Raw genomic sequence first — 26,614 nt, forward strand, 5'->3', positions numbered from 1 at the left:
GAAAGAATAGGTGAATGACTGTGAACAATGCGATGACTGAAATGATGCAAGCACTTGAACAAGGGGACTTAGCATTAATAGATCAGCTACTAGAATCATTTTTGGTGAAGGAGTTACCCGAGGAAATTTACGCACTTGCAGAGATTTTTATGCAATATGGGTACATGAAAGAAGCTGACCGCGTACTGGAGCATTTACAATTTTTATTTCCAGAAGAGGCACAGTTAAAAATAGATCGTGCAAATGTTTTAATGGAGCTTGGTGATGAAGATGAAGCATTAAATTTACTGCTTGAAATCGAAGAAACTTCACCAGAATATCCTCAAGCATTAGTAGTTTTAGCAGATTATTATCAAATGCAGGGGTTATTTGAAGTAGCAGAAAAACGTATAAATGAAGCACTAGCAATTTTACCAGACGAGCCACTATTGCATTTTGCCAAAGCTGAGCTTTTATTTGAAACGGGTCGCTTTTTAGAAGCCGCAAGGTTGTATGAAGAATTATATGCGCAACAAGGCGAATTTGCTGGTATTAATCTTGTCGAACGATTGGCAGAGGTTTATCGCGCTGGGGCTGCCTACGAAACGGCATTTGATTACTATTTAAAGGCACTTGAAGATGAGGTAAAACCAGATGTTTTATTTGGAGCGGCGTATTCAGCTTTCCAATCTCAAAAATACGAGATGGCTATTAAACAATTAGAGGAATTGAAAGAGTTAGATCCTGATTACTTCTCAGCTTACTTATTGCTAGCGGAAAGCTATGCGATGACAGAGGATAATCAAAAAGCCTATGCGGCGATTCAAGAGGGATTAAAGCGCGATGAATATGATAAATCGCTCTATCTGTTTGCTGGGAAAATGGCATTGAAAAATGGTTTGCCAGTAGAAGCTGAGCAATATTTACGAGAAGCGATAGCATTAGATCCTGAGTATATGGAAGCAATATTAGCACTTATTTCCGTTTTAGGACAGCAAGAGCGGAATGAGGATGTCATTGAATTATTTGAGTCTCTACAGCAAAATGATTTTGAATGGAGCACGTTATACCCTTTTGCAGCGGAGGCATATGAAAATTTAGAATTGTACGACCGTGCATACGAATTTTACAGTTTGGCATATAATGATTTTAAGGAAGACGCAACATTTTTAGAAAAATATGTGTATTTTTTATTAGAGGAAGGAAAACGTTCAGAAGCAAAAGTGGTTCTTGGACAATTAATTACTATTCAACCAGGTGAACCAGAGTGGCAAGAGAAGTTAGAAACCTTAGAATTTGAGTAAAGGAGGGAGTGGGTATGACTGCTTCTGTATCAGTTGTTGATAAAAAAGCATTTGTTCGATGGTTTTTAAAAAATTATCAATTGAAACGCCGTGAGTGTGTTTGGATTTTAAATTACTTATTAAGTAATGATGACTTATTAAAACGAATCCGATTTGTGGAAGAAGCTCACTATTGTCCTAGAGCAATGGTGATGTCAACAGTTGATTCAACAGGTGTGCCTTTTCGTTTCTATAAAGGCAATGTAATGACCGCAGACGCTGAGAAGTCTTTCCATGATTTACGCTTACATGAGCAAGAAGATATGTATATACAATTGAATTTTCCTAATATACCACCAAGTGCACAATACTTAGCAGTTCTAGAAGAAAACCCTTATATGCCAGAGACACTGCTAGTTAGTGAAAAAGATCGTTTACTGGCAGAAGAGCTGCTTTCCAATAGCTTACTCGTATTCCAAGAAGAAAAATTACTCGCACAAATTGATGAAGCCCTTGACCAGGGAGATGAAGAGCGTTTTTATGAATTGTCTAATTTGTTACAGGCATTAAAGGAAACGGCTAATTTACCTTAGTCATAGGTAAAAATTGAATGTCCTTTACCCACTTCAATATGGTAACATTACTAGTGAATGATTGTTTTCACTTTTAATTGGGTATCCTATTGAAGAGTGGAAAAGGGCATTTTTATTTTGTGACAAAGGAGGTTTGTTGAATGTACTTTAATGCAAACGATGTGACATCGTTTTTGGGACAGAAGGATTTCATTGATACTGCGATTGTTCCGCTCATATCCATCGATTTATCTTCTGAAAAAATAAAGCAAAGTGGCGCAGAAGTAGATTTTGTAATGTCTTTAACTTCTTTCATAGAACAACAGTTTAAAGGCCGTTTATTAGTAATGCCACCTTTTTCTCATATGACTTCGTTAAAAAACGAAGAATTACCACAGCAATTTGAAACGCAATTACATAGTGCTGGTTTTAAGCATGTGTTCTTCATTACTTGTGACCATTCTTGGACAAATATTGGAGATATAGTAAATATTATTTGGTTACCAGCGATTCCGTTAGAAAGTATGGATGCCAGTGTGAAAAAATCCATTCTCGAAGATCAATTACGACAAGTGGTTCCGATGCTTTCGACCAAATGGGCACAGATTTAACAATTAGTTTCAATAAATGTTCACATTCTCCAGCTTTCCACAGAATGCTATATTGACCAAGCTATGGACTTGATATATCATATATATGTCCTAGTATTACTATTTGTAAAAGTATGTCCGTTGGACTGACCTTTAAGTTAGAGGGGGGAAAATAATGAGTAATAATCGAGTTTCACGTCGTCAATTTCTAAGTTATACACTTACTGGTGTTGGTGGATTTATGGCGGCAGGTATGTTAATGCCAATGCTTCGATTTGCAATTGATCCAGTGTTACAAAAGCATGATGGTGGAGATTTTGTAGAGACTGAGCATAAAATCGCTGATCTCACAGAAGAGCCAGTAAAAGTTGACTTTTCATTTGAACAAGTGGATGCATGGTACAAATCAAATGTAACAAACGTAGCGTGGGTTTATAAAGATGGGGATCAAATCATTGCTCTATCACCTGTTTGTAAGCATTTAGGATGTATGGTTGACTGGAATGGAGATTCTGCACACCCAGGACAATTCTTCTGTCCATGTCACGCAGGACGTTACGAGAAAAACGGAAAAAACATTGCAGGTACACCACCTCTAGGTCCGTTGGATGAATTTGATGTACAAGAAAAAGATGGCTATTTAATGATTGGTCCAGCTAAAGCAAATACTCTAGTTAAATAAGTAAGGGGGTACGACAACAGTGCTAAATAAAATTTATGATTGGGTCGATGAACGCCTAGATATTACACCGATTTGGCGTGATATTGCCGACCACGAAGTGCCAGAGCACGTTAACCCTGCACATCATTTTTCAGCATTCGTTTACTGCTTCGGTGGATTAACATTCTTCATCACAGTAATTCAAATTCTATCTGGTATGTTCCTAACAATGTATTATGTACCAGACGTTGTGAATGCCTGGAAATCAGTTTATTATTTACAAAACGAAGTAGCGTTTGGTGAAATCGTGCGCGGTATGCACCACTGGGGAGCTTCATTAGTTATCGTAATGATGTTCTTACATACACTTCGTGTATTCTTCACGGGTTCTTATAAGAAACCTCGTGAGTTAAACTGGATGGTTGGTGTAGGTATTTTTGGTGTAATGATGGGTCTTGGCTTTACAGGATACTTATTACCATGGGATATGAAAGCATTATTCGCTACTAAAGTAGGTATCGAAATTGCAGCATCTGTTCCGTTTATCGGTTCGATAATAAAAGTATTATTAGCGGGTGACACTACAATTCTTGGTGCTCAAACGTTAACTCGATTCTTTGCGATTCATGTATTCTTCTTGCCTGCAGTATTGTTTGGGTTACTTGCAGCACACTTTATCATGATTCGTCGTCAAGGAATTTCAGGACCGTTGTAATTGTCTTGACGGTTCGATGATCTTTAAAAGGAGGGGACACTATGCATCGCGGAAAAGGAATGAAATTTGTCGGCGATTCTCGTATTAAAGCGAATCACAGAATGCCGAATGTTCCAAAGGATTATTCCGAATATCCAGGTAAGACGGAAGCTTTCTGGCCGAACTTCTTACTGAAGGAATGGATGGTTGGTGCTGTATTTTTAATTGGATACTTATTATTAACTGTCGCTCACCCGTCGCCACTTGAAGGGCCGGCAGATCCAACTAGAGCATATACACCGCTACCGGACTGGTACTTCTTATTCATGTATCAACTTTTAAAATACTCATTTGCTTCTGGTCCATACAATGTAATTGGAGCAATTGTAATTCCAGGTCTTGCATTTGGAGCGCTATTATTAATGCCATTTTTAGACAAGGGTCCAGAACGTCGTCCATCTAAACGTCCATTACCAACAGCGTTTATGTTATTAACTTTAGCTGCTATGTTCTACCTAACTTGGGAGTCAGTTGTTAACCACGACTGGGAAGCTCAAAAAGCTATGGGTGCAATCGTAGAAACAGTTGAATTCGATAAAGAATCAGAAGGTTATAAACTGTACGCTGGTTCAGCATGTATTACATGTCACGGTGAAGGATTAGAAGGTGGAGCTGGTGCACCAACACTAATGAACACAGGTTTAACTGCTGACGAGATTAAGGACATTGCTCATAATGGTTCTAAGAGTGGTAAAATGCCACCAGGATTATGGACAGGTTCAGACGAAGATCTTCAAAAACTTGCTGAATTTATCGAAAGTTTAAAAGCAGAGTAATAGTAAAAGAGTCAGGAAACTGGCTCTTTTTTTTCGACCTTGTTATAATATTGTGACTGAATGCCGAGCGAAAAAGTTCCCTTTCCCTATTCATTTTAGCGAAAAATGTCGAAAAATAGTTTTGAATGGGGTTAATAAAGCGAATTAAATCTATCCATTAACACATATTGAAGTTATAGAAATTCGTTCACCTCGAGAGAAGAAGCATCTCTATACATAATCAAAGAATTTTAGAAAAGCGCAAGGAGTTGTAATCATGCAAATAACACGTGCAAATCTTTGGTATCTTCTTAACCACAAGTCATTCTTAATAGCGCTACTTATTATTAATCTATTAGGCACAGTTTATGGCTATTATTGGTATGGGTGGCAGCTTGCAATAACAAAGCCTATATTTTATATTTTTGTTCCTGATAGTCCGACAGCTAGCTTATTCTTTTGCTTTGTGTTAATTGCTTGGATTTTTGGGAAAAGTTGGCCGCTTATGGAAGTTTTAGCGCTGGTTACTTTGGTGAAATATGGCCTATGGGCAGATGTCATGAATATTTGGACATTAGTTGAAACAGGATCGATAGGTTGGCAAGGCTGGATGTTAGTAGGTTCACATTTTGCAATGGCAGTTCAAGCTATATTATATATGAAGAAATATGTATTCACTTATTGGCATGTGGTCATAGCGGCTGTCTGGACGTTACATAATGATGTCATTGACTATGTGTTTGGTCAAATGCCTATGTATGGGGATTTAGTCAAGTACACAAGCTATATTGGCTACTTTACATTTTGGTTATCAATTGCATGTATTCTCCTTGCGATTTTCTCAATTAGGTGGCGCAAATATTTGCCGAATTAGGGTATAAATTATAGAATTATAGTATCGAGGTAGAAAGGGGTTTAGAATATTGTCAACAAGCATGTATATTGTTTATTTTATTATTATTATGCTGCTGCCACTTTATGCACAAATGAAAGTAAAAGGCACGTATAATAAGTTTGCGAAACAACGTACAATGAAAGGCCAAACAGGTGCAGAGGTAGCGCGTGCGATTTTAGATGCGAACGGCTTATATGATGTACGAGTTGTGCCAACACAAGGTGTGTTGTCTGATCATTATAATCCGGCAACCAAAACAGTTGCTTTATCAGAAAGTAACTTTTATGAAGCGAGTGTTGCAGGTGCTGCGGTAGCTGCCCATGAGGTAGGTCACGCCATCCAACATAAAGAAGCTTATTCTATGCTTACATTACGTAGTAAGCTAGTCCCAGTGGCAAATATTTCTTCTAATGCGTCTTGGATTTTCGTAATGATTGGTATTTTTGCAAGTAGTACGAATTTCTTGCTGTTAGGTATCATATTATTAGCAGCAGGTGTTGTTTTCCAATTAGTGACACTTCCTGTGGAGTTTGATGCTTCAAAGCGAGCTTTAGTTCAAATGAATACGCTTGGAATTATCACAAATGAAGAAGAACGACCAGCTCGAAAAGTATTAAGTGCTGCAGCATTAACATATGTAGCAGCGGCGGCAGTGGCTGTACTTGAGTTATTACGTTTAATTTTAATTTTTACCAATATGCGCAGCGATGACTAAGAAAAAACTTGTTATGGTGTACACCACTATAACAAGTTTTTTATCTTCGAACGATTAATGAAGCGGCTGTTTTTGATCATCAAGGGTGAAGCCTTCTCCTGCCACATCGCGTACTTCTATAATAGAAACGAAAGCGTGCGGATCGACTTCATGAACAATGGATTTTAAACGTACAACTTCATTGCGGCCTATAACACAATAAATAACTTCCTTAGGCTGTTTAGTAAAATGACCATGACCTTCTAAAATCGTGATTCCTCGCTCCATTCGTAGGGCGATTGTTTCCGCAATGACACCTGATTTCTCGGATATAATGAGTGCACCACGGGCTGCATAGGCACCTTCCTGTACAAAGTCAATGACACGAGCACCAACAAACACAGCGACTAATGTGTACATCATGGAACGAGCATCTAAGAATGTTAGCCATGAAAGGATTATAACAATGGCGTCGAAGACAAACATGGTTTTACCCATACTCCAACCAAAATATTTATGCCCAAGTCGCGCCAAAATATCGACACCACCTGTAGTGCCGCCAAAGCGAAAGACAATACCTAGTCCGAGTCCGACGAAAACACCAGCGAAAAGGGCAACAAGTAACATGTCATCTTCTAAATGAATTGTAAATTGGTATTTCTGGAAAATCTTTAGAAAAAGAGAAACAGATAAAGTGCCGACAAGTGTATAGACAAACGATTTCTTTCCAAGTAATCGATAACCAATTATAAACATGGGAATATTTAATAATAGGTTCATTAAGGCGGGGTCCCATCCTAATGTAAAGTATAGTATGAGTGTAATTCCACTAAGTCCACCTTCACCCAGCTGATTTTGAATGTTGAAGTGAACAAAGCCGAAGCTAAAAATTGCTGCTCCGAGCATTATTGCGATAATATTACGAATTTTAATCTGTTTTAACATTTGACCTCCTGTAGTTCTAAACAAATGAAGTAACGTTATCTATTATCTGACATTTTATTGGTTTTGACAACAACGGTGTAAATTTTATAGGATGGTAAATAGGAGTGTGATTAAAATGGCAGATCAACTAACTATGGAAGCATTACAACAGCGTGTTGATAATTATATAGGACAATTTAAAGAAGGCTATTTCCCGCCATTCGAACTGCTGGCCCGTTTAACAGAGGAATTAGGCGAGCTGTCCCGTGAGGTTCAGGATGTATATGGGCAAAAAAAGAAAAAGAATACAGAAGAAGCAAACAGTATTGAAGAAGAACTAGGGGACTTTTTCTTTGTTTTAGTATGCTTTGCCAATGCTCAAGGCATTAAATTAGATGAAGCTCTATTAAGGGTCATACATAAATTTGAAACTAGGGATAAGGATCGTTGGACTAGAAAGGATGAAGAATGATGTCGATTCGTGTAGCCATTGCAGGAGCAAGAGGAAAGATGGGGGCTGAGGCTGTACATACGGTCATGAAACATGACAAAATGGAATTAGTAGCTGTACTAGATTATAAGGAAGTAGGAAAAACATTAGCTGATTTAGACATGTTTCCAGCGAGCTATAAGGTACCTGTATTTACGGAAATGCATGATCTTGTAGAAGCAACTGCCCCAGATGTACTAGTGGATTTAACGAACCCACATGCTGTATACAATCATACTAAAGAAGCATTGAATTTAAATGTACGACCTGTAATTGGTACAACCGGATTTACAGATGCACAACTAGAAGAATTATCAACAATTGCTAAAGAAAAAGAGTTAGGCTGCATTATTGCACCCAACTTTGCGATTGGCGCTATCCTGATGATGAAATTTGCGAAAGAAGCGGCCAAATACTTACCAGATGTAGAAATTATTGAAATGCATCATGATCAAAAACTTGATGCACCATCTGGAACAGCAGTGAAAACGGCCCAATTAATTCAAGAGGTACGTGCGCAAAAGATTCAGGGGCATCCAGAAGAAAAAGAAACCATTAAAGGTGCAAGAGGTGGAGATTTTGATGGTATGCGCGTTCACTCCGTACGCTTACCTGGTTTAGTGGCACACCAGCAAGTATTATTTGGTGGTGATGGGCAGCTCTTAACGATTCGCCATGATTCGTTAAATCGTAATTCTTTTATGTCAGGCATTGCCTTTTGTGTAGAAGAGGTTATGAAAATGGATCAGCTTGTTTATGGTTTAGAAAACATCATCTAAAGATTGGGATGGAAGCTATATGAAAATCGCATTGATTGCACATGATCGTAAAAAAGATAATTTAGTACAGTTTGCTATTGCTTACAAAGATATTTTACTTGAACATTCACTTTATGCTACCGGTACAACGGGACAGCGTGTAATTGAAGCCACTGGTTTAGAGGTAACGCGTTTTCGTTCAGGTCCACTTGGTGGCGACCAACAAATTGGGGCAATGATTGCCAACAATGATATGGATATGGTTATTTTTTTCCGCGATCCATTAACAGCACAGCCACATGAGCCAGATGTTTCTGCACTTATCCGTCTTTGTGATGTTTACCAAGTGCCACTGGCAACAAATATGGGGACAGCAGAAATATTATTAAAAGGCCTGCAAGAAGGCTTTGTGGATTGGAGACTGATACAAGAAAGACGCAACTATTAAAAGACGTGATTTAGAAAGGATGATCATCGAATGAAAAAGCTAAAAATCGGCATTACCTGTTATCCAACAGTTGGAGGCTCTGGTGTTATTGCAACAGAATTAGGCAAAATGCTTGCAGAAAGAGGCCATGAAATTCATTTCATTACCTCAAGCGTACCATTTCGATTGAATAAAATTTATCCAACCGTCTTTTTCCATGAAGTCGAAGTTAATAATTATTCAGTGTTTCAATATTCACCATACGATATTGCATTAGCGAGTAAAATGGCAGACGTCATCAAGGATGAAGAGTTGGATGTGTTGCATGTGCATTACGCAATTCCACATGCAGTATGTGCAGTGTTAGCGCGTGAAATGAGTGGTCGAGATATTGGCATCGTCACAACACTTCATGGCACAGATATTTCGGTGCTTGGGCAAGATTCTACGCTTTCACAAGCCATTAAGTATGGGATTGATAAATCTGATATTGTGACAACCGTGTCACACGCATTAAAAGAACAAACCTATGAATTAATTGATACAGTAAAGCCAATTGAAACGATTTATAATTTTGTGGATGAACGTGAGTACTTCCCTCGAAATTCTGGGAACTTAAAAGAGCAATTTGGTATACAAGAAGATGAAAAAGTCATCATTCATGTTTCTAACTTCCGTAAAATCAAGAATCTTCCGCATATAATTGACGCCTTTAAGAAAATTCGTGCCAATATGAAGGCGAAGCTTTTATTAGTAGGCGACGGGCCAGAAAAGCATCGTGTAATGGACCAAGTAAAGGAAAGTCCATATATGAAGGATGTTCTATTTTTAGGAAAACAAGAAAATTTAGCTGAACTATATGCAATTAGTGATCTAAAACTGTTACTTTCTCAGCAGGAATCGTTTGGACTGGTTTTATTAGAGGCAATGGCTTGTGGAGTACCTTGTATTGGAACAAATGTAGGGGGTATCCCGGAAGTCATTGAACATGGTGTGGATGGCTTTATTGTGGAATTAGGAGATACAGATACAGTAGCTGAGTATGCTGTTCAGTTATTGCAAGATGAGGAGAAATTACTGCGTTTCAGAGAGGCGGCCATTCATGCTGTCAGTGACAAATTCCACTCATCCAAAATTGTAGAACAATACGAAAAACTGTACGAGAAGGTAGCGGAAAGAAATCATGCAAAACAATAAAGAATGGCAGGCAGCCTATTCAGTCATTAAACAATTAGAACATGCAGGCTTTGAGGCAGTTATTGTAGGTGGAGCTGTTAGAGATGCTTTACTTGATCGTCCTGCACATGATGTTGATGTTGCGACAAACGCGCTGCCTGAAGAAGTAAAATCAGTATTTCAACGGACAGTAGATATTGGGATTCAGCATGGGACGGTACTCGTTATCGTACCAGCTGGACCTGTTGAGGTAACGACTTATCGCACAGATGGGGAATATACAGATCATCGAAGACCAGAAAAAGTACAGTTTGTTCGCTCTCTACAAGATGATTTACAACGTCGTGATTTTACAATGAATGCTATCGCTATGCGCCATGATGGCTCTTTTGTAGATTTTTACGGTGGTCGTCAAGACATAGAACTTCGGGTTATTCGAGCTGTTGGCGATGCTCAAAAACGCTTTGCTGAGGACGCGTTGCGCATGTTACGAGCGATTCGTTTTTCAGCACAGCTTGATTTCACAATAACCGAAGATACGTTGACTGCAATACAAAATAGAGCAGCAGATATCGCATTTATTGCAAGCGAACGTATCAAAGCAGAGCTAGATAAGCTATGGCTAGGAACTACTGTCTTTAAGGGGCTACAGAAATTAGAGGAAAGTGGCTTGGCAGTGTATTTACCAGGTGATTTTCAGGCTGAACACTGGCAGAATTTTCGAACTGAGGACAAGCAGTTAGGCTGGGCCTATTTCGCTTTACTTCAAGGAGCAAACTGGCGAGAGGTTCTGCGAAGTTATCGTCTATCTAATAAAGAAATGGCGTTTGTTAAATCTGTGCTGACAGCGTTTGAAGCGTTAAAAAGCGGCTGGACAAATTCACATTATTTTACCTACACAGAACAGGAGCTGGAAGCAGCTTTATATTTCGCGAAACTGCGCCAGCTGGATGCTTGTTTACCTAACCAGCCCATTCATACATTACAGGACAAGCTACCGATTCGACAGAAACAAGAAGTTGTGGTGAATGGGGCAGATTTACTTAAATGGTCTGGTAAAAAGGGAGGACCTTGGGTAAAAGAAGCATTAGAGAACATGCTGGAAGCCATACTTCATAATGAACTTGAAAATGACCAACAACAGATAAGAAACTGGCTCGATCACAACTACTTCCATGAAGCTTGAGCCTCCTTTCTTCCTCCACATATATTTTCCTTCAAGCCGTCCCAGAATAGTATGGGACGGCTTGTCATCTCTATCGCTGGTGGTCATTTCGTTTAATTTACAGTATGATTAAGAAAAATAGTTACATAAAAAAGTGAGTTTACAAAAGGAATGATGTGAACATGACAATTTCCATGAAAGATGCAATTTTAAAAAGAATACTTGCTGCCGATGGTGAAGCGGTTTCAGGTCAAGAATTAGCGGATTCTCTTGGTGTCTCAAGGACGGCTGTCTGGAAGCATATGCAGACGTTACAGGAAGAGGGCTACACATTTGAAACGATTAAGAAAAAAGGATATGTATTAACAGGAGTACCAAATAGTTTAAGTCCTGCACAAATTGAGCTTTTTTTAAAAACAGAGCATTTTGGAAGGGAAATTCATTATTTTGATATCGTAGATTCAACACAGACGGTTGCCCATAAACTTGCACAGGAGGGGGCGCCACACGGCACGATCATTATAGCTGAGGAGCAAACAGCAGGTCGTGGTCGGATGGCTCGTCCATGGGAGTCTGTTCATGGTACTGGTATATGGATGACGATTATCGTTCGACCAGATGTCACTCCTCAACAGGCATCATCCTATACACTTGTCGTGGCAGTGGCTGTCACAATGGCCATTAAAACGCTTTATAAAGATGTAGAACCAGCTATTAAATGGCCGAATGATTTACTAGTTAACGGCAAAAAATGCACGGGTATTTTAACGGAGATGCAGGCAGAAGCAGATCTGGTACAGGCATTACTAGTTGGCATTGGAATAAATGCTAACCAGGAGGCTTCTGAATTTTCACCTGATATTGCGGATATTGCTACTTCATTACGATTAGAAGCTGGAGAAGAAATTAATCGTGCCGCACTTGTAGCTTTAATTTTACAGTATTTAGAGCAATTTACAGAGTTATATGTCGAAGAGGGATTTGCAAGTATCAAAACCCTATGGGAACAAATGTCTTGTACGATTGGTCAACTTATTGAGGTGACGACAATACGAGAACGCTTTGAAGGAATTGCTAGTGGAATTACAGATGATGGCGTGCTACAGCTTACCCAGGATGATGGATCAGTTCGTACTATTTATGCAGGAGATATCAAAATACTATAAAAATAAGCTGCAGGGTATGAGCCTGCAGCTTATTTGATGACTTCAATTATTATTATTTGAGTGATACATCTACATCACCATGCGATAAAGAAATGTTCAACTGGTGATCACCATTGTAACGTTGAGTGACTGTACCACTTTGTTCTGTGCCATTAATTGTTATATCGCCAAAACTTGTTTTTACTTCATAACCAAGATCACTTTGATTGTTTTGTAAGTGAAACGTTGCATCACCAAAGCTAGATGTGATGGTTGAGGAACCGTTTAAAGTTCCCACAATATCAATATCACCATGTTGGCTTTCGATGTTGACACCATTACTAGCGTATTGCTTGAACGTTAAATCACCAAAATCCTGTGTAATCTCGGTTTTCTCACCAGTTATGTCGTTGAAGGTTATATCTCCATAATTTTGTATAAGAGTTAGCTGTTGATAATGCAACCCACTAAGTGATGTATCCCCAAATTCACTATCGATCACGATTGTCTCTAGTTTAGTATCTGTTGGAACATAGAGTTTGATAGATGGAGAAGAAAAGCTTGCAAGACCAAATTGAAAACTGTTCTTTTTCTTCGCCTTTGTTTCAATCCGTAAAGTTCCATCTTCAACATGGTACGAGACGTCTTGCTGTTCGAGTACATTGGTTTCTAATTTATATTTGTCATCGCTTGCGACAATGACGATATCCCCATAATCATTTACAATATTAATATTAGTAAACTTATCTAGGTTATGCGATTCACTAACTAATTTATTGCTACCTGGCACGTGAAGGCCATCATCGTCTTTGATAAATAGCCATCGACCACCTGAAAAATAACCGACTAATGCTAGTAAAATACCTAACGCAATCATGGTCATGGCAATAAGCGTATTTTTGGAGGTCATTTACAAGCCTCCTTTCTGTTTTTTCGTTATTTTATGGAATAAGCTGCCCAATGTTTCAATAGAGACAAGGACGGTTTTCTTGATAAAACGGGCAACGAAAGGAAAAAGTAAGACACCTAATCCCGTAAAAATAAAGCCAACTCCCATAAACAATAAAGCGGTAGGCCAATGCTCATTAAAAATGAAGAAGCCTGAAATAAGGGCGGCAATCCCACCAACAAAAATACTTAAAATGCCTGCTCCAATGGCAAATATTAAACTAATAATGACAGCACCAAATGAAAAAATAAGTGCGATAGCTGTTGCAAGTAGTGGTAAAGAAAGTGGTGCAGAAAGTATAGCTAGAATAATGAGCCATATGGCTGTCATATTCTTTTTAGCCGTTTTCTCTGAAGCATTTTCTAAATCCTTCAAGGCAAAATCAGCCAATATTTGTGAGGCAACATGAGAAGGGGAGCCTAGTTCTGAAATAACCTGTTGCTCATTATTCTCTCCTGCTTCCTCAAAGTATTCTTCATAATAGGCAAGAGCAGCGTCTAACTCATGCGCAGGAAGGCGCCGTAATTTCCCTCGTAGCTTTTTCAAATAGCTAGCACTATCCATCTATAATCCCTCCTAAAAGTACACAATCAACCTTTTCCTTATACACTTGCCATTCTTTTAAAAGCTCTAATAAGCGTATACGTCCATGCTCTGTAATTTGATAATAGCGTCTATTTCTACCTTGATAGGGCTGATCGTAGGTTGTTAAGTAATTCGCTTTTTGTAAGCGGCGTAATACAGGGTACAGTGTAGATTCTGATATATCCATGACTAATTGTACTTGCTGGGTTAAGGAATAACCATATGCGTCCTCTTTGTCAACGATGGCCAGTACACAAGCATCCAGTAAAGCTGAGCCAAGCTGAAATGTCATCTTCCCACCTCACATTCATTACTTATACTTCATTTTATATTATATGATATATAGTATGCGGATAGTATATGACGTATAGCATTAATTGTCAAATTATATAAATGAAAGTTTTTATTATAAGAAAATAATATTTGAAGATTACTAGGTTTATTGTTATAGTATGTGCTGAAGGGCAGTATCCATTGTGAACGGCACCTTCAAAAATGCAGGATCTCATACAACTAATATCTGCCTTGATCTTTTATGACAGGGACGGAAGAAAACAATGCGTTCAAAAAATAGCTTACTTTCATAGTGAAGCTAGTACCTCTTGTCGAGCTATGTAAAGAGGCTTTTTGCTAACGAACGAAACACACCCTTCTGTCCATTTTAGGAACAGAGGGGTTTTTCTGTTTTCTTCCCTTAAAAAAGGAGGACTACAAAATGAAAACGACAACAGATTTTTTAAAGATGAAAGAAGCAGGTGAGAAAATCGTTATGGTGACTGCCTACGATTATCCAGCCGCTAGATTTGCAGAGGATGCTGGTGTGGACATGATCCTAGTAGGGGATTCGCTTGGAATGGTGGTACTTGGCTATGATTCTACAATGCCAGTGACTGTAGCAGACATGGTCCATCATGCAAAAGCAACGCGACGCGGGGCGAAGGATACTTTTGTTGTGGTGGATATGCCATTTGGTACCTATCATGGTGATGTCAATGAAACATTGAAAACGGCGATTTACATGATGCAAGAAACAGGTGCCGATGCTTTAAAAGTGGAAGGTGCTGGCGATGTGATTCCAGTCATTCAAAAGTTAACAGCTGCAGGTATTCCAGTTGTTGCTCATTTAGGCTTACTGCCACAATCGGCAGGGGTGCTTGGTGGTTATAAGGTACAGGGGAAAACAGCTGAACAGGCTACGACTCTTATTGAAGATGCAAAACAATGTGAAAAGGCTGGTGCTTGTGCGGTCGTGTTAGAATGTATACCACATCAGCTAACAGAAATAGTGTCAGCTAACCTTACTATTCCAACCATTGGTATTGGAGCAGGTGTCGAGGCGGATGGCCAAGTGTTGGTCTATCATGACATGTTAAGCTATGGCTCACACCATGTGCCAAAGTTTGTTCAACAATTTGCGGATATGGGTAAAGAGGCAAGTAGTGGAATGATTCGTTACGTGGATGCGGTAAAAGCGGGTACTTTCCCTGCACAAAAGCATTTCTTCACAATGAAAGAGGATACATTAGATCAGCTATATGGGGGCGTCAAATCATGAAGGTCGTCACAACAATACAAGCATTAACAGCCGAAATTCAGGCAGCTAAACAAGCTCATAAAACCATTGGTCTTGTTCCGACTATGGGATATTTGCATGAAGGTCATTTAACATTGGCTCAAACAGCTCGAGGAGAAAATGATTTAGTTGTCATGAGTATATTCGTCAACCCTACACAATTTGGGCCAAATGAAGATTTTGAAAGCTATCCTCGTGATTTGCCAAGAGATATTGCATTGGCAGAGTCTGTCGGTGTAGATCTTATATTCGCACCAAGTGTTGAAGACATGTATCCACAGAATGGTGGAATTCGTATTCATGCGGGTGAACAGGCGACGATCCTTTGTGGAGCGAGTCGTCCAGGTCATTTTGATGGTGTATTACAGGTTGTAGCAAAATTATTCCACCTGACACTACCAACTAGAGCATATTTTGGTCAAAAAGATGCCCAGCAAGTTGCCATTATTACAACAATGGTGCGTGATTTTAATTTTCCTTTAGAAATGCGGGTAGTACCCATTGTGCGTGAGGAAGATGGTTTAGCGAAATCATCACGCAATATTTATTTAAATGAATCAGAGCGGGAAGAGGGTCCTGCAATCAATGAAGCACTTCAATTAGCTAGGGATTGTTTTTTAACGAATGGAGATGCTGCACAAGCATTAACAAAAGCAAAAGCTCATATTCAAGCACGAACTCATGGCCGAATTGACTATATTGAATTATTAGCTTATCCAGATTTAATACCAGTGACTGAAACGACACAACAAATATTGTTAGCAGCAGCGGTATATATTGGGCAAACACGCTTAATTGATAATTGTATCTTTACTGTGAAAGAGGGACTATAAATATGTTACGTATGATGATGAATAGTAAAATCCACCGTGCAACAGTGACTCAGGCGGACCTAAATTATGTTGGCTCGATAACAATTGATGAGGATATTTTAGATGCAGTAGGTATGCTGCCAAATGAAAAGGTACATGTTGTCAATAATAATAATGGCGCTCGTTTTGAAACGTATATTATTGCAGGTGAGCGTGGTTCAGGCGTGATCTGTGTCAATGGAGCGGCAGCACGACTCGTACAACGTGGTGATATTGTCATTATTATTTCTTATGTGTATGTGGATAATCACGAGGCAAAAGAGCATAAACCGACTGTTGCCATTATGGGTGAGGGCAATACAATTAAAGAAATGATTGCCCATGAACCAGAAGCAACAGTGATGTAATAGGAGAACATTTTACCATTATTCCAGAAACAAACAAGGGTAAAACAGTTGGAAGTCGATATCTAATAGGAGGATGGCATAGCTCATTTATTGTAGCTAAATAGCCAATCCTCCTTTTTTTGTGATTGAATATGTTACAAAAGTAACTGGTAAAATTTTGATTTTACTAACTATTAAACTAGTTTACAAAATTATAATTTTACAAATGTTCTAGTATTTTGTGAGATATTTATGTAGAATTTAGTTGTTAGTACATCATTTTACTAGTGGAGGTATCATTTGTAATGGAAAATAAACGTAACAAATTTTTAACAGCTACTGCAGCAGCACTGGCTGTCACAGCGGTAGCGGTAGCACCAGTATCAGCAGCAAGTCCTTTTTCAGATGTAAAAGAAAGTCATGCAGATTATGAGGGCATATCTACACTTTATGCGGCAGGTATTATTAGTGGTTACCCAGATGGTACATTCAAACCTGATACAAATGTCACACGTGGACAAGCTGCAAAAATGATTGCAGGCGCATTAAAGCTAGACACAAAAGAAGTTGAGAATCCAAACTTTAAGGATATTAAAGCAGATAATCCATATTACGGCCCAATCGCAGCGCTAGTAGGATTAAACGTTATTTCAGGCTATGGAGACAACACATTCCGTCCAAACCAAACGATTACACATGGTGATTTGGCAAAAATCTTGTCATCTATTCCTACTTTACCAGAGTTAGAAAGTGCTAATAATCATGGAGCTAGTGAAAACGTAACTCGTGGACAACTAGCAACATTGATTGCAGAAGCTCTAACAAAATCAAACACAGAGACACCAGAAACAGAAACGCCTGAACCAGAAAAACCAGAAAAACCGGAAACTGAAAAACCGGAAGATGCATTTACATTATCAGTTCTACATGTTAATGATACACATGCTCGTGCAAATGAATTACCGAAACTAGCAACAGCTGTAAAAGAGCAACGTGAAACGAAGAAAAATGTTCTAACATTACATGCTGGGGATGCATTTAGCGGTACATTATACTTCAACGAATTCCAAGGTCAAGCAGATTTAGCGTTATTAAATGAAATTGGCTTTGATGCTATGGTATTTGGTAACCATGAATTTGATTTGGGTTCATCACCTGAAGGACATCAAGCACTAGCAGATTTTGTTAAAGGTGCTAAATTCCCATTTGTTGATGCCAATACAGATTTCTCAGCAGATGCTAAATTTACAGGTTTATTTACAGATTTGATTTCAAGTGAACCTGAAAATGGTAAAATCTACTCGGGTATTGTAAAAGAAATTGATGGAGAAAAAGTAGGTATCTTCGGCTTAACGACGGAAGAAACATTGGATATTGCTTCTCCAGGTAAAGTAACATTTACTAACTATATTGAAGAAGCGAAAAAAGCTGTAGCTGCTTTTGAAGGAATGGGTGTTAATAAAATTATCGCTTTAACACATATCGGTTACAATGATAATCCGAAAGTGGATAATGATATTTTACTAGCGAAAAACGTACCAGGCATCGATGTTATCGTTGGTGGTCATGACCATACAAAATTAGATGAGCCATTTGTTGTTAAAACAAACACAGTAGGCGAAGCAAAAGATGCAACGTTAATTGTACAAGCTAATGAGTATGTAAAATATTTAGGCACACTTGATGTGACTTTTGATGGAAATGGTGTTGTAACTGAGTACGGTGGCGAATTAATCGACCTTGGTAAAGTAGCTGAAGATGCTGCATTAGTGAAATTACTAGAGCCATTTAAAGCAAAAATCGATGAAGTCAATAACAAGGAAATCGGTGTGAAAATTACTGAAGAATTAGCAAATCCACGTGCAACTGAAAGTAGCTTAGACAGTGTACGAAGCAATGAAACTGCGCTAGGTAATATTATTACAGATGGTATGCTGGCAAAAGCACAAAAGTATACTGATAAAACAGTTGTCATGGCATTACAAAACGGCGGTGGAATTCGTGCAGCAATTCCAGCTGGCAATATTACAGTAGGACAAGTGATTTCAGTATTACCATTTGGTAACACATTAGCTTTAATGGATGCAACAGGAGCTGAATTAAAAGCAGCATTTGAAGTATCCTTGAAAAATGCTCCTAAAGAAAATGGTGGTTTCCTACACATTGGTGGAGCAAAATTACAATATGATTCATCAAAAGAAGCAGGCTCACGTCTTGTATCTATCGAATATTTAGATAAAGCAACTGGCAAATATGTTGCTTTAGAAGATAGTAAAACATATACAGTGGCAACAAATGCCTTCACTGCTAAAGGTGGAGATGGCTTCGATATGTTTGCTAAAGCATATGAAGAAGGTCGTGTAACAGATTTAGGTTTATCTGATTGGGAAAACCTACAAGAGCAATTACTATCATTAAAAGAAGTGAAAACAGCAACAGAAGGTCGAATTGTTGATGTTGCAAAAAAGCAATAATACCTACGAAAGAATAGCTTGAAAACGGCATAAACTTATTCAAGAAGAAATAATGCCACTACGCTATTTCCGCAATCTTCAGGATTTCCCTGAGGTTGCGGTTTTTTTATTTTGTACGTAATGAAAGTGTTTCAATATTAACAGAGTATACAGGGGAGAAAGGATGCCGCAGAGCCAAATATATGATAAAATTCTTCTTATCTAATGTGAACTGTGAGTTGAGATGTATGATGGAAAGTCAAAAATATGCAATTGTGGATTTGGAGACAACGGGTCATTCACCAGCAAATGGGGACCGGATGATTCAAATTGCGATAGTTATTATGAAGGATTGGGAAATTGAGCGTACCTATACGAAATTTATTAATCCAGGGAAAGCCATCCCATCTTTCATTCAAGATTTAACGCATATCACGAATGAGGATGTAAAGGATTCATTACCTTTTGAGGAACATGCGGATTACATATATGAGCTACTTGCGGATTGTGTGTTTGTAGCCCATAATGCCGATTTTGACTTATCCTTTTTACAAGCGGAGTTTAAACGTGCAGGTCTTCCAAAGTGGCACGGTAAAAAAATGGATACTGTAGAGCTTGCTAAAATATTGTTTCCTACGTCACTCGGCTTTAAGTTAGGAGACTTAGCGGCAGATTTAAATATAGAGCTGGCCAATGCTCATCGAGCGGACGACGATGCTCGTGCTACCGCAGAGCTGTTCATATGCTGTTGGAAGGAGCTGTTAAGCCTTCCTCAACTAACGTTAGAACAAATGCATAAACGTTCATTTCGCTTAAAGTCGAATATTTCTCAGCTTTTTTTCGAGGCACTTCAAATAAAACGTCAGCATGTGACAGGCAATGAAAATGTACACTATTATCGAAATTTTGCAATTTGTAATGGTCGGAATAAACACGACAATGCGTCAGAGACAATTGACTACCCGCAAACAGTAACTGACAAGACTTCTTTAATGACAAAGGCACTGCCAAATTTTGAAGAGCGTCCTGCACAATTTAAGATGATGGATACGATTTGGCAAGCATTACATGAACAAAAAGAATGCGTCATTGAAGCTTCTACGGGTATTGGGAAAACGGCTGGTTATTTACTGCCGGCAATCGTGTATGCTCGTACTGTCCATAAAAAAATTGCGATCAGCACCTATACATCGTATTTACAAGAACAGCTTGTAGAGGAGGAGCTTCCTAAGATTGAAAAAATTCTAGGGACAAAAGTGAATTTGTGTGTGCTCAAGGGGATGCAGCATTATATTGATCTAGAACGTTTTGAGCAATGTATGGCATATGCTGACGAATCCTATGATGATACATTTACTATTTTACAGATCCTTGTTTGGCTGACAAAAACAGAGACGGGTGTGTTAAGTGAGCTGAATGTGTCAGGTGGCGGACAACTGTTTTTAGAGAAAATTCGCAAAATACCAAATGACAAACCTTCTAAAAGCTTTGATTTTTATGAGCAAGCTTTAAAGAATAGTGCATTTGCTGACTGTATTGTGACGAATCATGCCATGGTTTTAAGCGATTTGGTTCGTCAGACGCCGATATTTACACAAATAGATGGTTGGATAATTGATGAAGCACATCAATTTATTCAGGCTGCTATGCAACAGGATGAGATTGTCTTCTCTTATACACAATGGAAATATATTTTCGGGCAAATTGGTACAATGGAGGACACAGCGCTTTATCAACTTTTTTGTGAGGCAGCGAAGAAAAAACAACGTGTATCTATGCAAAGCTTACAGCGACTGGATGCTCAATTTATACGATTACAGCGAACATTTGATGAGACCATTCAAAGAGCTGTCCAAAATCTGCAACAACAAAAGAAAGGCAAGCAAGCTAGTAGTAAATGCACCTTGTTTTTAGAGGATGTAACTCTTGCCAAGGAACCGTTTTTACAAGTAAGTAAGCTGACACAGCAATGGCTTGATCTTGCAACTGAGGCTGCCAAAGGATTTGAAAATAACATTGAGCAACTAGATAAGAATGATGTTTATGTTCTATCAGAATGGCATTATTGGATTCGAGAAATGAAAATAAAAATTGCAGAATGGGAAGAAATTTTCTTGTCAGCTCAGGACGGAAATTCGGTTTGGCTAGAATTTGATGTACGAAGTGTTCCTGGTAGTTTACATGTCTTTAAGAAGCCTGCCAATGTAACACCGATTATTGAACAAGTATTAGCACCACTTCGCAAGCAAGCAAGCATTGTGTGGACATCAGGCACGTTAACCGTACCAGGCAATGAGCGTTTTGTTACACGACAGTTAGGAATCTCTGATAGCGTTGAGGTCATGAAACTACAGGCACCGCCAACCTATTACGCTGGTGCAAAGGCGTTTATTGTAACTGATATGCCAGACATTCAACATGTCAGCCAGGAAGAGTACATTGAGGCAGTTGCTCATGCGATTACGCGGACGGTTAGAATGACAGAGGGTCGTTGCTTTGTGCTCTTTACAGCACAAGATATGCTCCGAAAAACAGTCGAGCTCATTCAAGATAGTGAACTTTTAGATGACTATATGCTTTTTGCGCAAGGTGTTACGGGAGGTAGCCGTATGCGCATACTGAAATCTTTTCAAAAATTTAGCCATGCTGTTCTTTTTGGAACAAACAGCTTTTGGGAGGGTGTCGATGTTCCTGGAGATGCCCTTGCCTCTGTTATCGTTGTACGGCTACCATTTTCTTCACCAGAAGAGCCTGTCTTTAAGGCGAGAGCTAAGCATCTTATGGCTCAAGGACGCAATTCCTTCACAGAGTTGTCGTTGCCCGAGGCTATCATGCGCTTTAAGCAAGGCTTTGGTCGCCTAATTCGTTCCTCGCAGGATAAAGGAGCCTTTATTGTCCTAGACCGTCGAATAACTAGTAAATCCTATGGTAAAGAATTTATTAAAGCTCTACCACCAATCGACGTAAAGAAATTACAGCTACCCGAATTATTAAAAGAACTGAATCATTGGAAAAAATAGAAATTACCCCTTTTAGCATCAGCTAGAAGGGGTTTTTAATAGGTTTCTAAAGTGTTTGATAATATTATATTGCTATCATCGGCCCATTATAGAGGCTTGTTTTTATTTTGCACATCAAAAAGGTTGGCATTTCGAACAATTTCAGTAATATAGTTCATGGCGATTTCCGTTGCTTGTTGGGCATCATAGCTTTTTCGATTATTTAACAGATTGGTAAACATACCTTGCCAAATTAAGAGTGTGATTTCATTGATGGCATCCACATTACCCTCAGTTAAGTAGCCTTCTTTTAAAGCGATCTCTAACATAGAACGCCCCCGTTTTGTCAGGCTGTGTTGAAACAGAATCGCCTTTAAATCTTCAGGAATATTGATTAAATCATTGGGGTAAAAATTATAATAATTTTCCAATAGTTTTTCTGGTGTTTCCCCTAAGTCCATAATAAAGACGGCATGAAAAATCTGTGGTTGTTTGAAGGAGTATTGGCAAAAACACTCCCAAGCCAATAAATATTTATCAATGGGATCTTTGCCTCTTTCTATGTAACGAGCAACTTCGTTGGTATAGTCTTGCATACATCTCATCGATGCAAAAAATAGGAGATGTGAGATTTCTGAAAAATAATTATAAATGGTTGCACTGTTATAACCGGCCTTATCGGCAACTTTTCTAATTGTGACATTCTGCAATCCTTCTTCTTCAATAATTTCCGCTGTGGCATCTACAAAGTATTTCCACATACGACTCCTTTGTATTTCCTTTTTCTTCAAAGTGATATCCCCCCGACGCACAATGGTAGTGTGAAATCATTGTTTAAATGTATATATTTACCTTTTATCAGCTGATTTAAACTTATTATAGCATAACAATTTTAATTTCTATCTTCCATTATAGCATTTGCTTTTGTCATTTTCAGAGTTGTACATTGGATTTTCAGGTGATATACTAATCACAATTATTTTATAATCATGATTACTAAATAATCAAGATTCTGAATAATTAGATGAAGTGGGTGTTAGAACAAAGAGTAATGTACTTAGACACAAGGGGAGGATTTATTCAATGAGTAAAAAAATTGTGACACAATTTGAGTGTACATATGAAACGATCGAAAACACATGGATTGAGTTAGCAGACGGTACAAAGCTTTCTAGCCGTATTTGGCTACCAACAGTGGAAGCAGGACAAAAAGTACCAGCCATTTTAGAGTATATTCCTTATCGTAAAACAGATGGCACAAGAGCGAGAGACGAGCCTATGCACGGTTATTTTGCGGGACATGGCTATGCTGTTGTTCGAGTAGATATGCGGGGTTCAGGTGAATCAGATGGTTTATTAAAAGATGAATATTTAAAGCAAGAGCAGGATGATGCCCTTGAAGTAATTGAATGGATTGCAAATCAAAGCTGGTGTGATGGTAATATCGGGATGATGGGGAAATCATGGGGCGGATTTAATTCGCTGCAAGTAGCGGCTCGTAGACCTAAGGCGTTAAAGGCGATTATTACAGTAGGCTTTACAGATGATCGATATAACAATGATATTCACTATAAGGGTGGTTGTTTGTTAAACGATAATTTCTGGTGGGGCTCCATCATGTTAGCGTACCAGCTACGTCCGATTGATCCACACATAGTTGGCGATAGCTGGCGTGGAAAATGGATGGAACGCTTAGAAAATATGCCTTTATGGATGGCACAATGGATGGAGCATCAAACAAGAGATGACTACTGGAAACATGGTTCAGTTTGTGAGAATTATGATGACATAGAAATCCCAGTTTTTGCGCTAGATGGTTGGGAAGATTCCTATACGAACACTGTCTTAAGTTTAATGGAAGGGCTTTCTGTCCCTAGAAAAGGCATTATTGGCCCATGGGCACATGTTTATCCACATGATGGAGTCCCTGGTCCAGCAATGGGCTTTTTACAAGAAGCCGTGAAATGGTGGGATCAATGGTTAAAAGGAATAGATAATGATGTGATGGATGGACCGATGGTGAATGTCTGGGTAGAAGAAAGCATGGAACCATCTGTTAAAAAACCAGTTAGCCATGGATATTGGGTTGGATTGGAATCATGGCCAACAGCGGAAGAGGTAAAAACAAAGGCGTATCATCTGACGCATGGAAAATTATTAGAACACCGCAGTGATCAACAAGAACAGGTACAATTAAAAACACCGCAAAATCATGGTTTGTTATCAGGAGAATGGATGGGCGCTGGCGTACTAGGAGAAAGTCCAGCAGACCAACGAGTAGATGATGGAATGGCAATGATTTTTGAAACGGACATGCTAGAGAATCCACTAGAGATTGTGGGTTATCCGAAATTTGAAGTGGAATTAATGAGTGACAAATCGCATGCGATGCTGTTTGCACAGTTATCAGATGTAGCACCAAATGGAGCTGTCACACGTGTTTCCTATGGCGTGATGAATTTAACACACTTAAATGGTCATGATCGTGTAGAAAAGTTAACTCCTGGTGAAAAAGTGAAAGCATTTGTTCAATTAGATTGTTGCGGACATCAATTTAAAGCAGGGCACCGTTTACGCTTATCATTAGCAACGACGTTTTGGCCAATGTTTTGGCCGATGCCAGAAGATGCTACATTGACATTGAATCTTGAAACAGCTACCTTAGCATTGCCAACTTTCCATGGTCATCAAGTAGCTGGACCAAATATGAATCCCGAAAGTGCACCACTAACACCAATGACGACGCTACAAGAAGGAAGAGTCGATCGTTCTATTTCATATGATATTTTAACAGATACATGGACATGTATTACAGATGGGGTTGGAGGCGTATTTGGTGAGGGAATTTATCGCTTTGACGATATTGATGTCACTGTAGAACATAATTTGAAACGAGAACTAACATTAACGAATGCTGATCCATTGTCAGCTCAGTATACAATCTATCAAAAAATGAAAATTGGTCGTGAGGGTTGGTGGATTGACGCTGATATTACTGTTACCAAAACATCCGATCTAGAAGATTTCCGAATTGTTGGGGAAATGGCAATCAAAGAAAATGACAAACAGATTTTCCATAAGGAATGGGATCAAAAAATGAAACGTCATGGCTTATAAATAACATATAAGGGGTAAACATATGGAAGCTAAGTTAAAAAAGAATACAGCTACATTAGTTATTTTAGCTGTTTCAGGTGCATTGATTTACGCATTACCTTATTTTAGAAACTACTACTATGATGTCTTTCTTGATGCGTTTCATTTAACGAATACACAAATGGGGACACTTGGTAGTGCGTATGGTGTTTGTTGTTTAATTTCCTATATTTTTGGAGGATTTTGTGCAGATCGTTGGAAAACGAAATATTTATTAACCATTTCTTTAGTGGCTACAGGGTTATTAGGTTTTACCTTATTATTGTATCCACCATATCCCGTGCTTCTACTGATTCATGCTGCTTGGGGAATCACGTCCATTATGACTTTCTGGGGAGCATTAGTAAAAGCAGTTCGTTCTTTAGGTTCTGAAAATGAACAAGGAAAAGCTTTCGGATTTTTTGAAGGCGGACGTGGCGTAACCAATATCATTCAATCTGCCGTGATTTTAGGAATATTTGCTTTTTTTGCGAAACATATGAGTGATAAAATGGCTCTCTCAGCGGTTATTACGGTGTATTCTGTGATTTGTCTTTTGTTAGGATTCATGATTATGATGCTTTATAAAGATCCTGACCAAGCAACTGTAAGTCGTGAAGACAAGGAAGGCAGTAAATCATTTGATTGGGCAGTCCTTTGGAAAGTGTTAAAGATGCCAACAACTTGGCTTGCAACCATTCTTATTTTTACGTCTTATGCGATGATTATTAGCTATTATTACATCACACCTTATGCAACAGCCGCATTTGGAGCATCAACATTAATTGCTGCTGCTTTAGGCTACTTCTCTCAGTATTGTCGTCCAATAGGTAGTTTTAGTGCAGGGATCATAGGTGATCGTATTGGTGTGTCTAATATGGTGTTAATCGGCTATATATTATTAGCATTAGGTTTAGTAGGGCTCATTTTACTGCCAGGAAAAGCTTCTTTTATCCTTATGCTTTTAGTATTTATAGGAATCATCTATACATCTATGTATGCTTTGCAAGCGATGCATTTTGCTATTTTAGTAGAAGGCGATTATCCTGTAGAATCAACAGGAACCGTTTCCATGCCGCTGATGATTGTGGGCTATAGTGGGGAAATCTTTATGCCAATTATTGCAGGCGCTTGTTTAGATTATTGGGGTGGCACAGCTGGCTATAAAGTATTCTTCGGTATTTTATTAGGTTTAGCTATTATTGGATTCATTACAGTAGTCATTTGGCAACGTGTAACGAAAGAAAAACGCCAAGAAATTGCTTTGCAACGAAAGCTTGCGAAGGAACAGGCGCTTACTTAATTTAGTTTCATAAGGGATGCCTTCCTATGAGGTAAAAAGATGACTTTGGTATGTACGAGGACACTGAAAAAGTCCACAAGATGACAAAAGCGATTGTGAGAACGGATTTACGTTTTCACAATCGCTTTTTCTTTCATTTCTTTCATTATAA

The 26,614-nt window shown here is 38.7% G+C and carries 26 protein-coding genes; 21 read left to right on the forward strand and 5 right to left on the reverse strand.

All coding sequences use genetic code 11. The features are described from left to right. The first annotated feature begins 14 nt into the window (after positions 1-14). From AO843_RS03900 to AO843_RS03935, 8 genes are all read left to right on the forward strand, one after another. Positions 15-1,283 carry a tetratricopeptide repeat protein gene (locus tag AO843_RS03900; RefSeq protein ID WP_082389382.1) on the forward strand — a complete coding sequence of 423 codons (1,269 nt, stop codon included), beginning with the start codon at positions 15-17 and terminating at the stop codon, positions 1,281-1,283. A gap of 14 nt (positions 1,284-1,297) precedes the next feature. Then, a complete protein-coding gene (locus AO843_RS03905; protein ID WP_008181956.1) occupies positions 1,298-1,855 on the forward strand; it encodes a ReoY family proteolytic degradation factor in 558 nt (185 codons plus the stop codon). A 140-nt stretch (positions 1,856-1,995) separates the two neighbouring features. Further along, entirely contained in the window at positions 1,996-2,445 is a 450-nt protein-coding gene (locus AO843_RS03910; protein ID WP_054609845.1) for a DUF2487 family protein, read from the forward strand. Between the two features lie 154 nt (positions 2,446-2,599). Beyond that, positions 2,600-3,106, forward strand: a complete 507-nt coding sequence (locus AO843_RS03915; protein WP_054609846.1) for a QcrA and Rieske domain-containing protein — start codon at positions 2,600-2,602, stop codon at positions 3,104-3,106. Between the two features lie 19 nt (positions 3,107-3,125). Further along, positions 3,126-3,800 carry a menaquinol-cytochrome c reductase cytochrome b subunit gene (gene qcrB, locus AO843_RS03920; RefSeq protein WP_054609847.1) on the forward strand — a complete coding sequence of 225 codons (675 nt, stop codon included), beginning with the start codon at positions 3,126-3,128 and terminating at the stop codon, positions 3,798-3,800. Between the two features lie 41 nt (positions 3,801-3,841). Next, complete coding sequence (locus AO843_RS03925) at positions 3,842-4,615, forward strand: menaquinol-cytochrome c reductase cytochrome b/c subunit (RefSeq protein WP_054609848.1); 774 nt, start codon at positions 3,842-3,844, stop codon at positions 4,613-4,615. 256 nt (positions 4,616-4,871) lie between these two features. Next, positions 4,872-5,468: a lipoprotein heptaprenylglyceryl N-acetyltransferase LhaT gene (locus AO843_RS03930; RefSeq protein WP_054609849.1), complete on the forward strand. Its 597-nt coding sequence runs from the start codon at positions 4,872-4,874 to the stop codon at positions 5,466-5,468. 61 nt (positions 5,469-5,529) lie between these two features. Next, positions 5,530-6,204 (forward strand): zinc metallopeptidase, encoded by a 675-nt coding sequence (locus AO843_RS03935; RefSeq protein ID WP_054609877.1) that lies wholly within the window; start codon positions 5,530-5,532, stop codon positions 6,202-6,204. Positions 6,205-6,258: 54 nt separating this feature from the next. On the opposite strand, the gene AO843_RS03940 is transcribed toward AO843_RS03935, so the two are convergent. Further along, entirely contained in the window at positions 6,259-7,128 is an 870-nt protein-coding gene (locus AO843_RS03940) for a YitT family protein (protein ID WP_054609850.1), read from the reverse strand. 115 nt (positions 7,129-7,243) lie between these two features. Between AO843_RS03940 and AO843_RS03945 the strand changes: the two genes are divergently transcribed. From AO843_RS03945 to AO843_RS03970, 6 genes are all read left to right on the forward strand, one after another. Next, positions 7,244-7,579, forward strand: coding sequence for a nucleotide pyrophosphohydrolase (locus AO843_RS03945; RefSeq protein ID WP_054609851.1), 336 nt, complete (start codon positions 7,244-7,246; stop codon positions 7,577-7,579). Further along, the gene (gene dapB, locus AO843_RS03950) at positions 7,579-8,376 is read left to right on the forward strand and encodes a 4-hydroxy-tetrahydrodipicolinate reductase (protein WP_054609852.1); all 798 of its coding nucleotides are present in this window, start codon (positions 7,579-7,581) and stop codon (positions 8,374-8,376) included. The genes AO843_RS03945 and dapB overlap by 1 nt, the downstream gene beginning before the upstream one ends. A 19-nt stretch (positions 8,377-8,395) precedes the next feature. After that, positions 8,396-8,803, forward strand: a complete 408-nt coding sequence (mgsA, locus tag AO843_RS03955; RefSeq protein WP_054609853.1) for a methylglyoxal synthase — start codon at positions 8,396-8,398, stop codon at positions 8,801-8,803. A gap of 30 nt (positions 8,804-8,833) precedes the next feature. Continuing rightward, on the forward strand, positions 8,834-9,979 hold the full coding sequence (gene bshA, locus AO843_RS03960) for an N-acetyl-alpha-D-glucosaminyl L-malate synthase BshA (RefSeq protein ID WP_054609854.1): 1,146 nt from the start codon (positions 8,834-8,836) through the stop codon (positions 9,977-9,979). Further along, positions 9,966-11,144 (forward strand): CCA tRNA nucleotidyltransferase, encoded by a 1,179-nt coding sequence (locus AO843_RS03965; protein WP_054609855.1) that lies wholly within the window; start codon positions 9,966-9,968, stop codon positions 11,142-11,144. The genes bshA and AO843_RS03965 overlap by 14 nt, the downstream gene beginning before the upstream one ends. Before the next feature lie 161 nt (positions 11,145-11,305). After that, complete coding sequence (locus tag AO843_RS03970; protein ID WP_054609856.1) at positions 11,306-12,289, forward strand: biotin--[acetyl-CoA-carboxylase] ligase; 984 nt, start codon at positions 11,306-11,308, stop codon at positions 12,287-12,289. 52 nt (positions 12,290-12,341) lie between these two features. Here AO843_RS03970 and AO843_RS03975 read toward each other — a convergent pair whose 3' ends face one another. Genes AO843_RS03975 through AO843_RS03985 form a run of 3 tightly spaced genes read right to left on the reverse strand, consistent with a single transcriptional unit; the run spans position 12,342 to position 14,094 of the window. Next, positions 12,342-13,178: a DUF4097 family beta strand repeat-containing protein gene (locus AO843_RS03975; RefSeq protein WP_054609857.1), complete on the reverse strand. Its 837-nt coding sequence runs from the start codon at positions 13,176-13,178 to the stop codon at positions 12,342-12,344. Beyond that, positions 13,179-13,781: a DUF1700 domain-containing protein gene (locus AO843_RS03980; protein WP_054609858.1), complete on the reverse strand. Its 603-nt coding sequence runs from the start codon at positions 13,779-13,781 to the stop codon at positions 13,179-13,181. It lies immediately after the preceding gene. Continuing rightward, entirely contained in the window at positions 13,774-14,094 is a 321-nt protein-coding gene (locus AO843_RS03985; protein WP_054609859.1) for a PadR family transcriptional regulator, read from the reverse strand. Before AO843_RS03985 ends, AO843_RS03980 begins: the two co-directional genes overlap by 8 nt. Positions 14,095-14,517: 423 nt before the next feature. Between AO843_RS03985 and panB the strand changes: the two genes are divergently transcribed. From panB to dinG, 5 genes are all read left to right on the forward strand, one after another. Next, on the forward strand, positions 14,518-15,357 hold the full coding sequence (panB, locus tag AO843_RS03990; RefSeq protein ID WP_054609860.1) for a 3-methyl-2-oxobutanoate hydroxymethyltransferase: 840 nt from the start codon (positions 14,518-14,520) through the stop codon (positions 15,355-15,357). Further along, the gene (panC, locus tag AO843_RS03995) at positions 15,354-16,208 is read left to right on the forward strand and encodes a pantoate--beta-alanine ligase (RefSeq protein ID WP_054609861.1); all 855 of its coding nucleotides are present in this window, start codon (positions 15,354-15,356) and stop codon (positions 16,206-16,208) included. The genes panB and panC overlap by 4 nt, the downstream gene beginning before the upstream one ends. A 2-nt stretch (positions 16,209-16,210) precedes the next feature. After that, positions 16,211-16,594, forward strand: a complete 384-nt coding sequence (panD, locus tag AO843_RS04000; RefSeq protein ID WP_054609862.1) for an aspartate 1-decarboxylase — start codon at positions 16,211-16,213, stop codon at positions 16,592-16,594. Between the two features lie 284 nt (positions 16,595-16,878). After that, entirely contained in the window at positions 16,879-19,047 is a 2,169-nt protein-coding gene (locus tag AO843_RS04005) for a 5'-nucleotidase C-terminal domain-containing protein (protein ID WP_054609863.1), read from the forward strand. A gap of 227 nt (positions 19,048-19,274) precedes the next feature. Continuing rightward, complete coding sequence (dinG, locus tag AO843_RS04010; RefSeq protein WP_054609864.1) at positions 19,275-22,046, forward strand: ATP-dependent DNA helicase DinG; 2,772 nt, start codon at positions 19,275-19,277, stop codon at positions 22,044-22,046. Between the two features lie 86 nt (positions 22,047-22,132). Here the strand turns inward: dinG and AO843_RS04015 are convergent, their stop codons facing one another. Then, complete coding sequence (locus AO843_RS04015; protein ID WP_054609878.1) at positions 22,133-22,786, reverse strand: TetR/AcrR family transcriptional regulator; 654 nt, start codon at positions 22,784-22,786, stop codon at positions 22,133-22,135. A gap of 322 nt (positions 22,787-23,108) precedes the next feature. On the opposite strand from AO843_RS04015, the gene AO843_RS04020 reads away from it, so the two are divergent. After that, positions 23,109-25,142: a CocE/NonD family hydrolase gene (locus AO843_RS04020; protein ID WP_054609865.1), complete on the forward strand. Its 2,034-nt coding sequence runs from the start codon at positions 23,109-23,111 to the stop codon at positions 25,140-25,142. Positions 25,143-25,164: 22 nt separating this feature from the next. After that, on the forward strand, positions 25,165-26,463 hold the full coding sequence (locus tag AO843_RS04025; protein ID WP_054609866.1) for an MFS transporter: 1,299 nt from the start codon (positions 25,165-25,167) through the stop codon (positions 26,461-26,463). The last annotated feature ends 151 nt before the right edge of the window (positions 26,464-26,614 follow it).

Origin of the sequence: Lysinibacillus sp. ZYM-1 (assembly GCF_001308875.1) — a bacterium.
Taxonomy (GTDB): Bacteria; Bacillota; Bacilli; order Bacillales_A; family Planococcaceae; genus Lysinibacillus.

What these genes read in the sequence shown, in the direction of transcription:
- AO843_RS03900 (WP_082389382.1), top strand. Translation starts at nt 15, where the DNA reads ATGACTGTGAACAATGCGATGACTGAAATGATGCAAGCACTTGAACAA.
- AO843_RS03905 (WP_008181956.1), top strand. Translation starts at nt 1,298, where the DNA reads ATGACTGCTTCTGTATCAGTTGTTGATAAAAAAGCATTTGTTCGATGG.
- AO843_RS03910 (WP_054609845.1), top strand. Translation starts at nt 1,996, where the DNA reads ATGTACTTTAATGCAAACGATGTGACATCGTTTTTGGGACAGAAGGAT.
- AO843_RS03915 (WP_054609846.1), top strand. Translation starts at nt 2,600, where the DNA reads ATGAGTAATAATCGAGTTTCACGTCGTCAATTTCTAAGTTATACACTT.
- AO843_RS03925 (WP_054609848.1), top strand. Translation starts at nt 3,842, where the DNA reads ATGCATCGCGGAAAAGGAATGAAATTTGTCGGCGATTCTCGTATTAAA.
- AO843_RS03930 (WP_054609849.1), top strand. Translation starts at nt 4,872, where the DNA reads ATGCAAATAACACGTGCAAATCTTTGGTATCTTCTTAACCACAAGTCA.
- AO843_RS03935 (WP_054609877.1), top strand. Translation starts at nt 5,530, where the DNA reads ATGTATATTGTTTATTTTATTATTATTATGCTGCTGCCACTTTATGCA.
- AO843_RS03940 (WP_054609850.1), bottom strand. Translation starts at nt 7,128, where the DNA reads ATGTTAAAACAGATTAAAATTCGTAATATTATCGCAATAATGCTCGGA.
- AO843_RS03945 (WP_054609851.1), top strand. Translation starts at nt 7,244, where the DNA reads ATGGCAGATCAACTAACTATGGAAGCATTACAACAGCGTGTTGATAAT.
- dapB (WP_054609852.1), top strand. Translation starts at nt 7,579, where the DNA reads ATGTCGATTCGTGTAGCCATTGCAGGAGCAAGAGGAAAGATGGGGGCT.
- mgsA (WP_054609853.1), top strand. Translation starts at nt 8,396, where the DNA reads ATGAAAATCGCATTGATTGCACATGATCGTAAAAAAGATAATTTAGTA.
- bshA (WP_054609854.1), top strand. Translation starts at nt 8,834, where the DNA reads ATGAAAAAGCTAAAAATCGGCATTACCTGTTATCCAACAGTTGGAGGC.
- AO843_RS03965 (WP_054609855.1), top strand. Translation starts at nt 9,966, where the DNA reads ATGCAAAACAATAAAGAATGGCAGGCAGCCTATTCAGTCATTAAACAA.
- AO843_RS03970 (WP_054609856.1), top strand. Translation starts at nt 11,306, where the DNA reads ATGACAATTTCCATGAAAGATGCAATTTTAAAAAGAATACTTGCTGCC.
- AO843_RS03975 (WP_054609857.1), bottom strand. Translation starts at nt 13,178, where the DNA reads ATGACCTCCAAAAATACGCTTATTGCCATGACCATGATTGCGTTAGGT.
- AO843_RS03980 (WP_054609858.1), bottom strand. Translation starts at nt 13,781, where the DNA reads ATGGATAGTGCTAGCTATTTGAAAAAGCTACGAGGGAAATTACGGCGC.
- AO843_RS03985 (WP_054609859.1), bottom strand. Translation starts at nt 14,094, where the DNA reads ATGACATTTCAGCTTGGCTCAGCTTTACTGGATGCTTGTGTACTGGCC.
- panB (WP_054609860.1), top strand. Translation starts at nt 14,518, where the DNA reads ATGAAAACGACAACAGATTTTTTAAAGATGAAAGAAGCAGGTGAGAAA.
- panC (WP_054609861.1), top strand. Translation starts at nt 15,354, where the DNA reads ATGAAGGTCGTCACAACAATACAAGCATTAACAGCCGAAATTCAGGCA.
- panD (WP_054609862.1), top strand. Translation starts at nt 16,211, where the DNA reads ATGTTACGTATGATGATGAATAGTAAAATCCACCGTGCAACAGTGACT.
- AO843_RS04005 (WP_054609863.1), top strand. Translation starts at nt 16,879, where the DNA reads ATGGAAAATAAACGTAACAAATTTTTAACAGCTACTGCAGCAGCACTG.
- dinG (WP_054609864.1), top strand. Translation starts at nt 19,275, where the DNA reads ATGATGGAAAGTCAAAAATATGCAATTGTGGATTTGGAGACAACGGGT.
- AO843_RS04015 (WP_054609878.1), bottom strand. Translation starts at nt 22,786, where the DNA reads ATGTGGAAATACTTTGTAGATGCCACAGCGGAAATTATTGAAGAAGAA.
- AO843_RS04020 (WP_054609865.1), top strand. Translation starts at nt 23,109, where the DNA reads ATGAGTAAAAAAATTGTGACACAATTTGAGTGTACATATGAAACGATC.
- AO843_RS04025 (WP_054609866.1), top strand. Translation starts at nt 25,165, where the DNA reads ATGGAAGCTAAGTTAAAAAAGAATACAGCTACATTAGTTATTTTAGCT.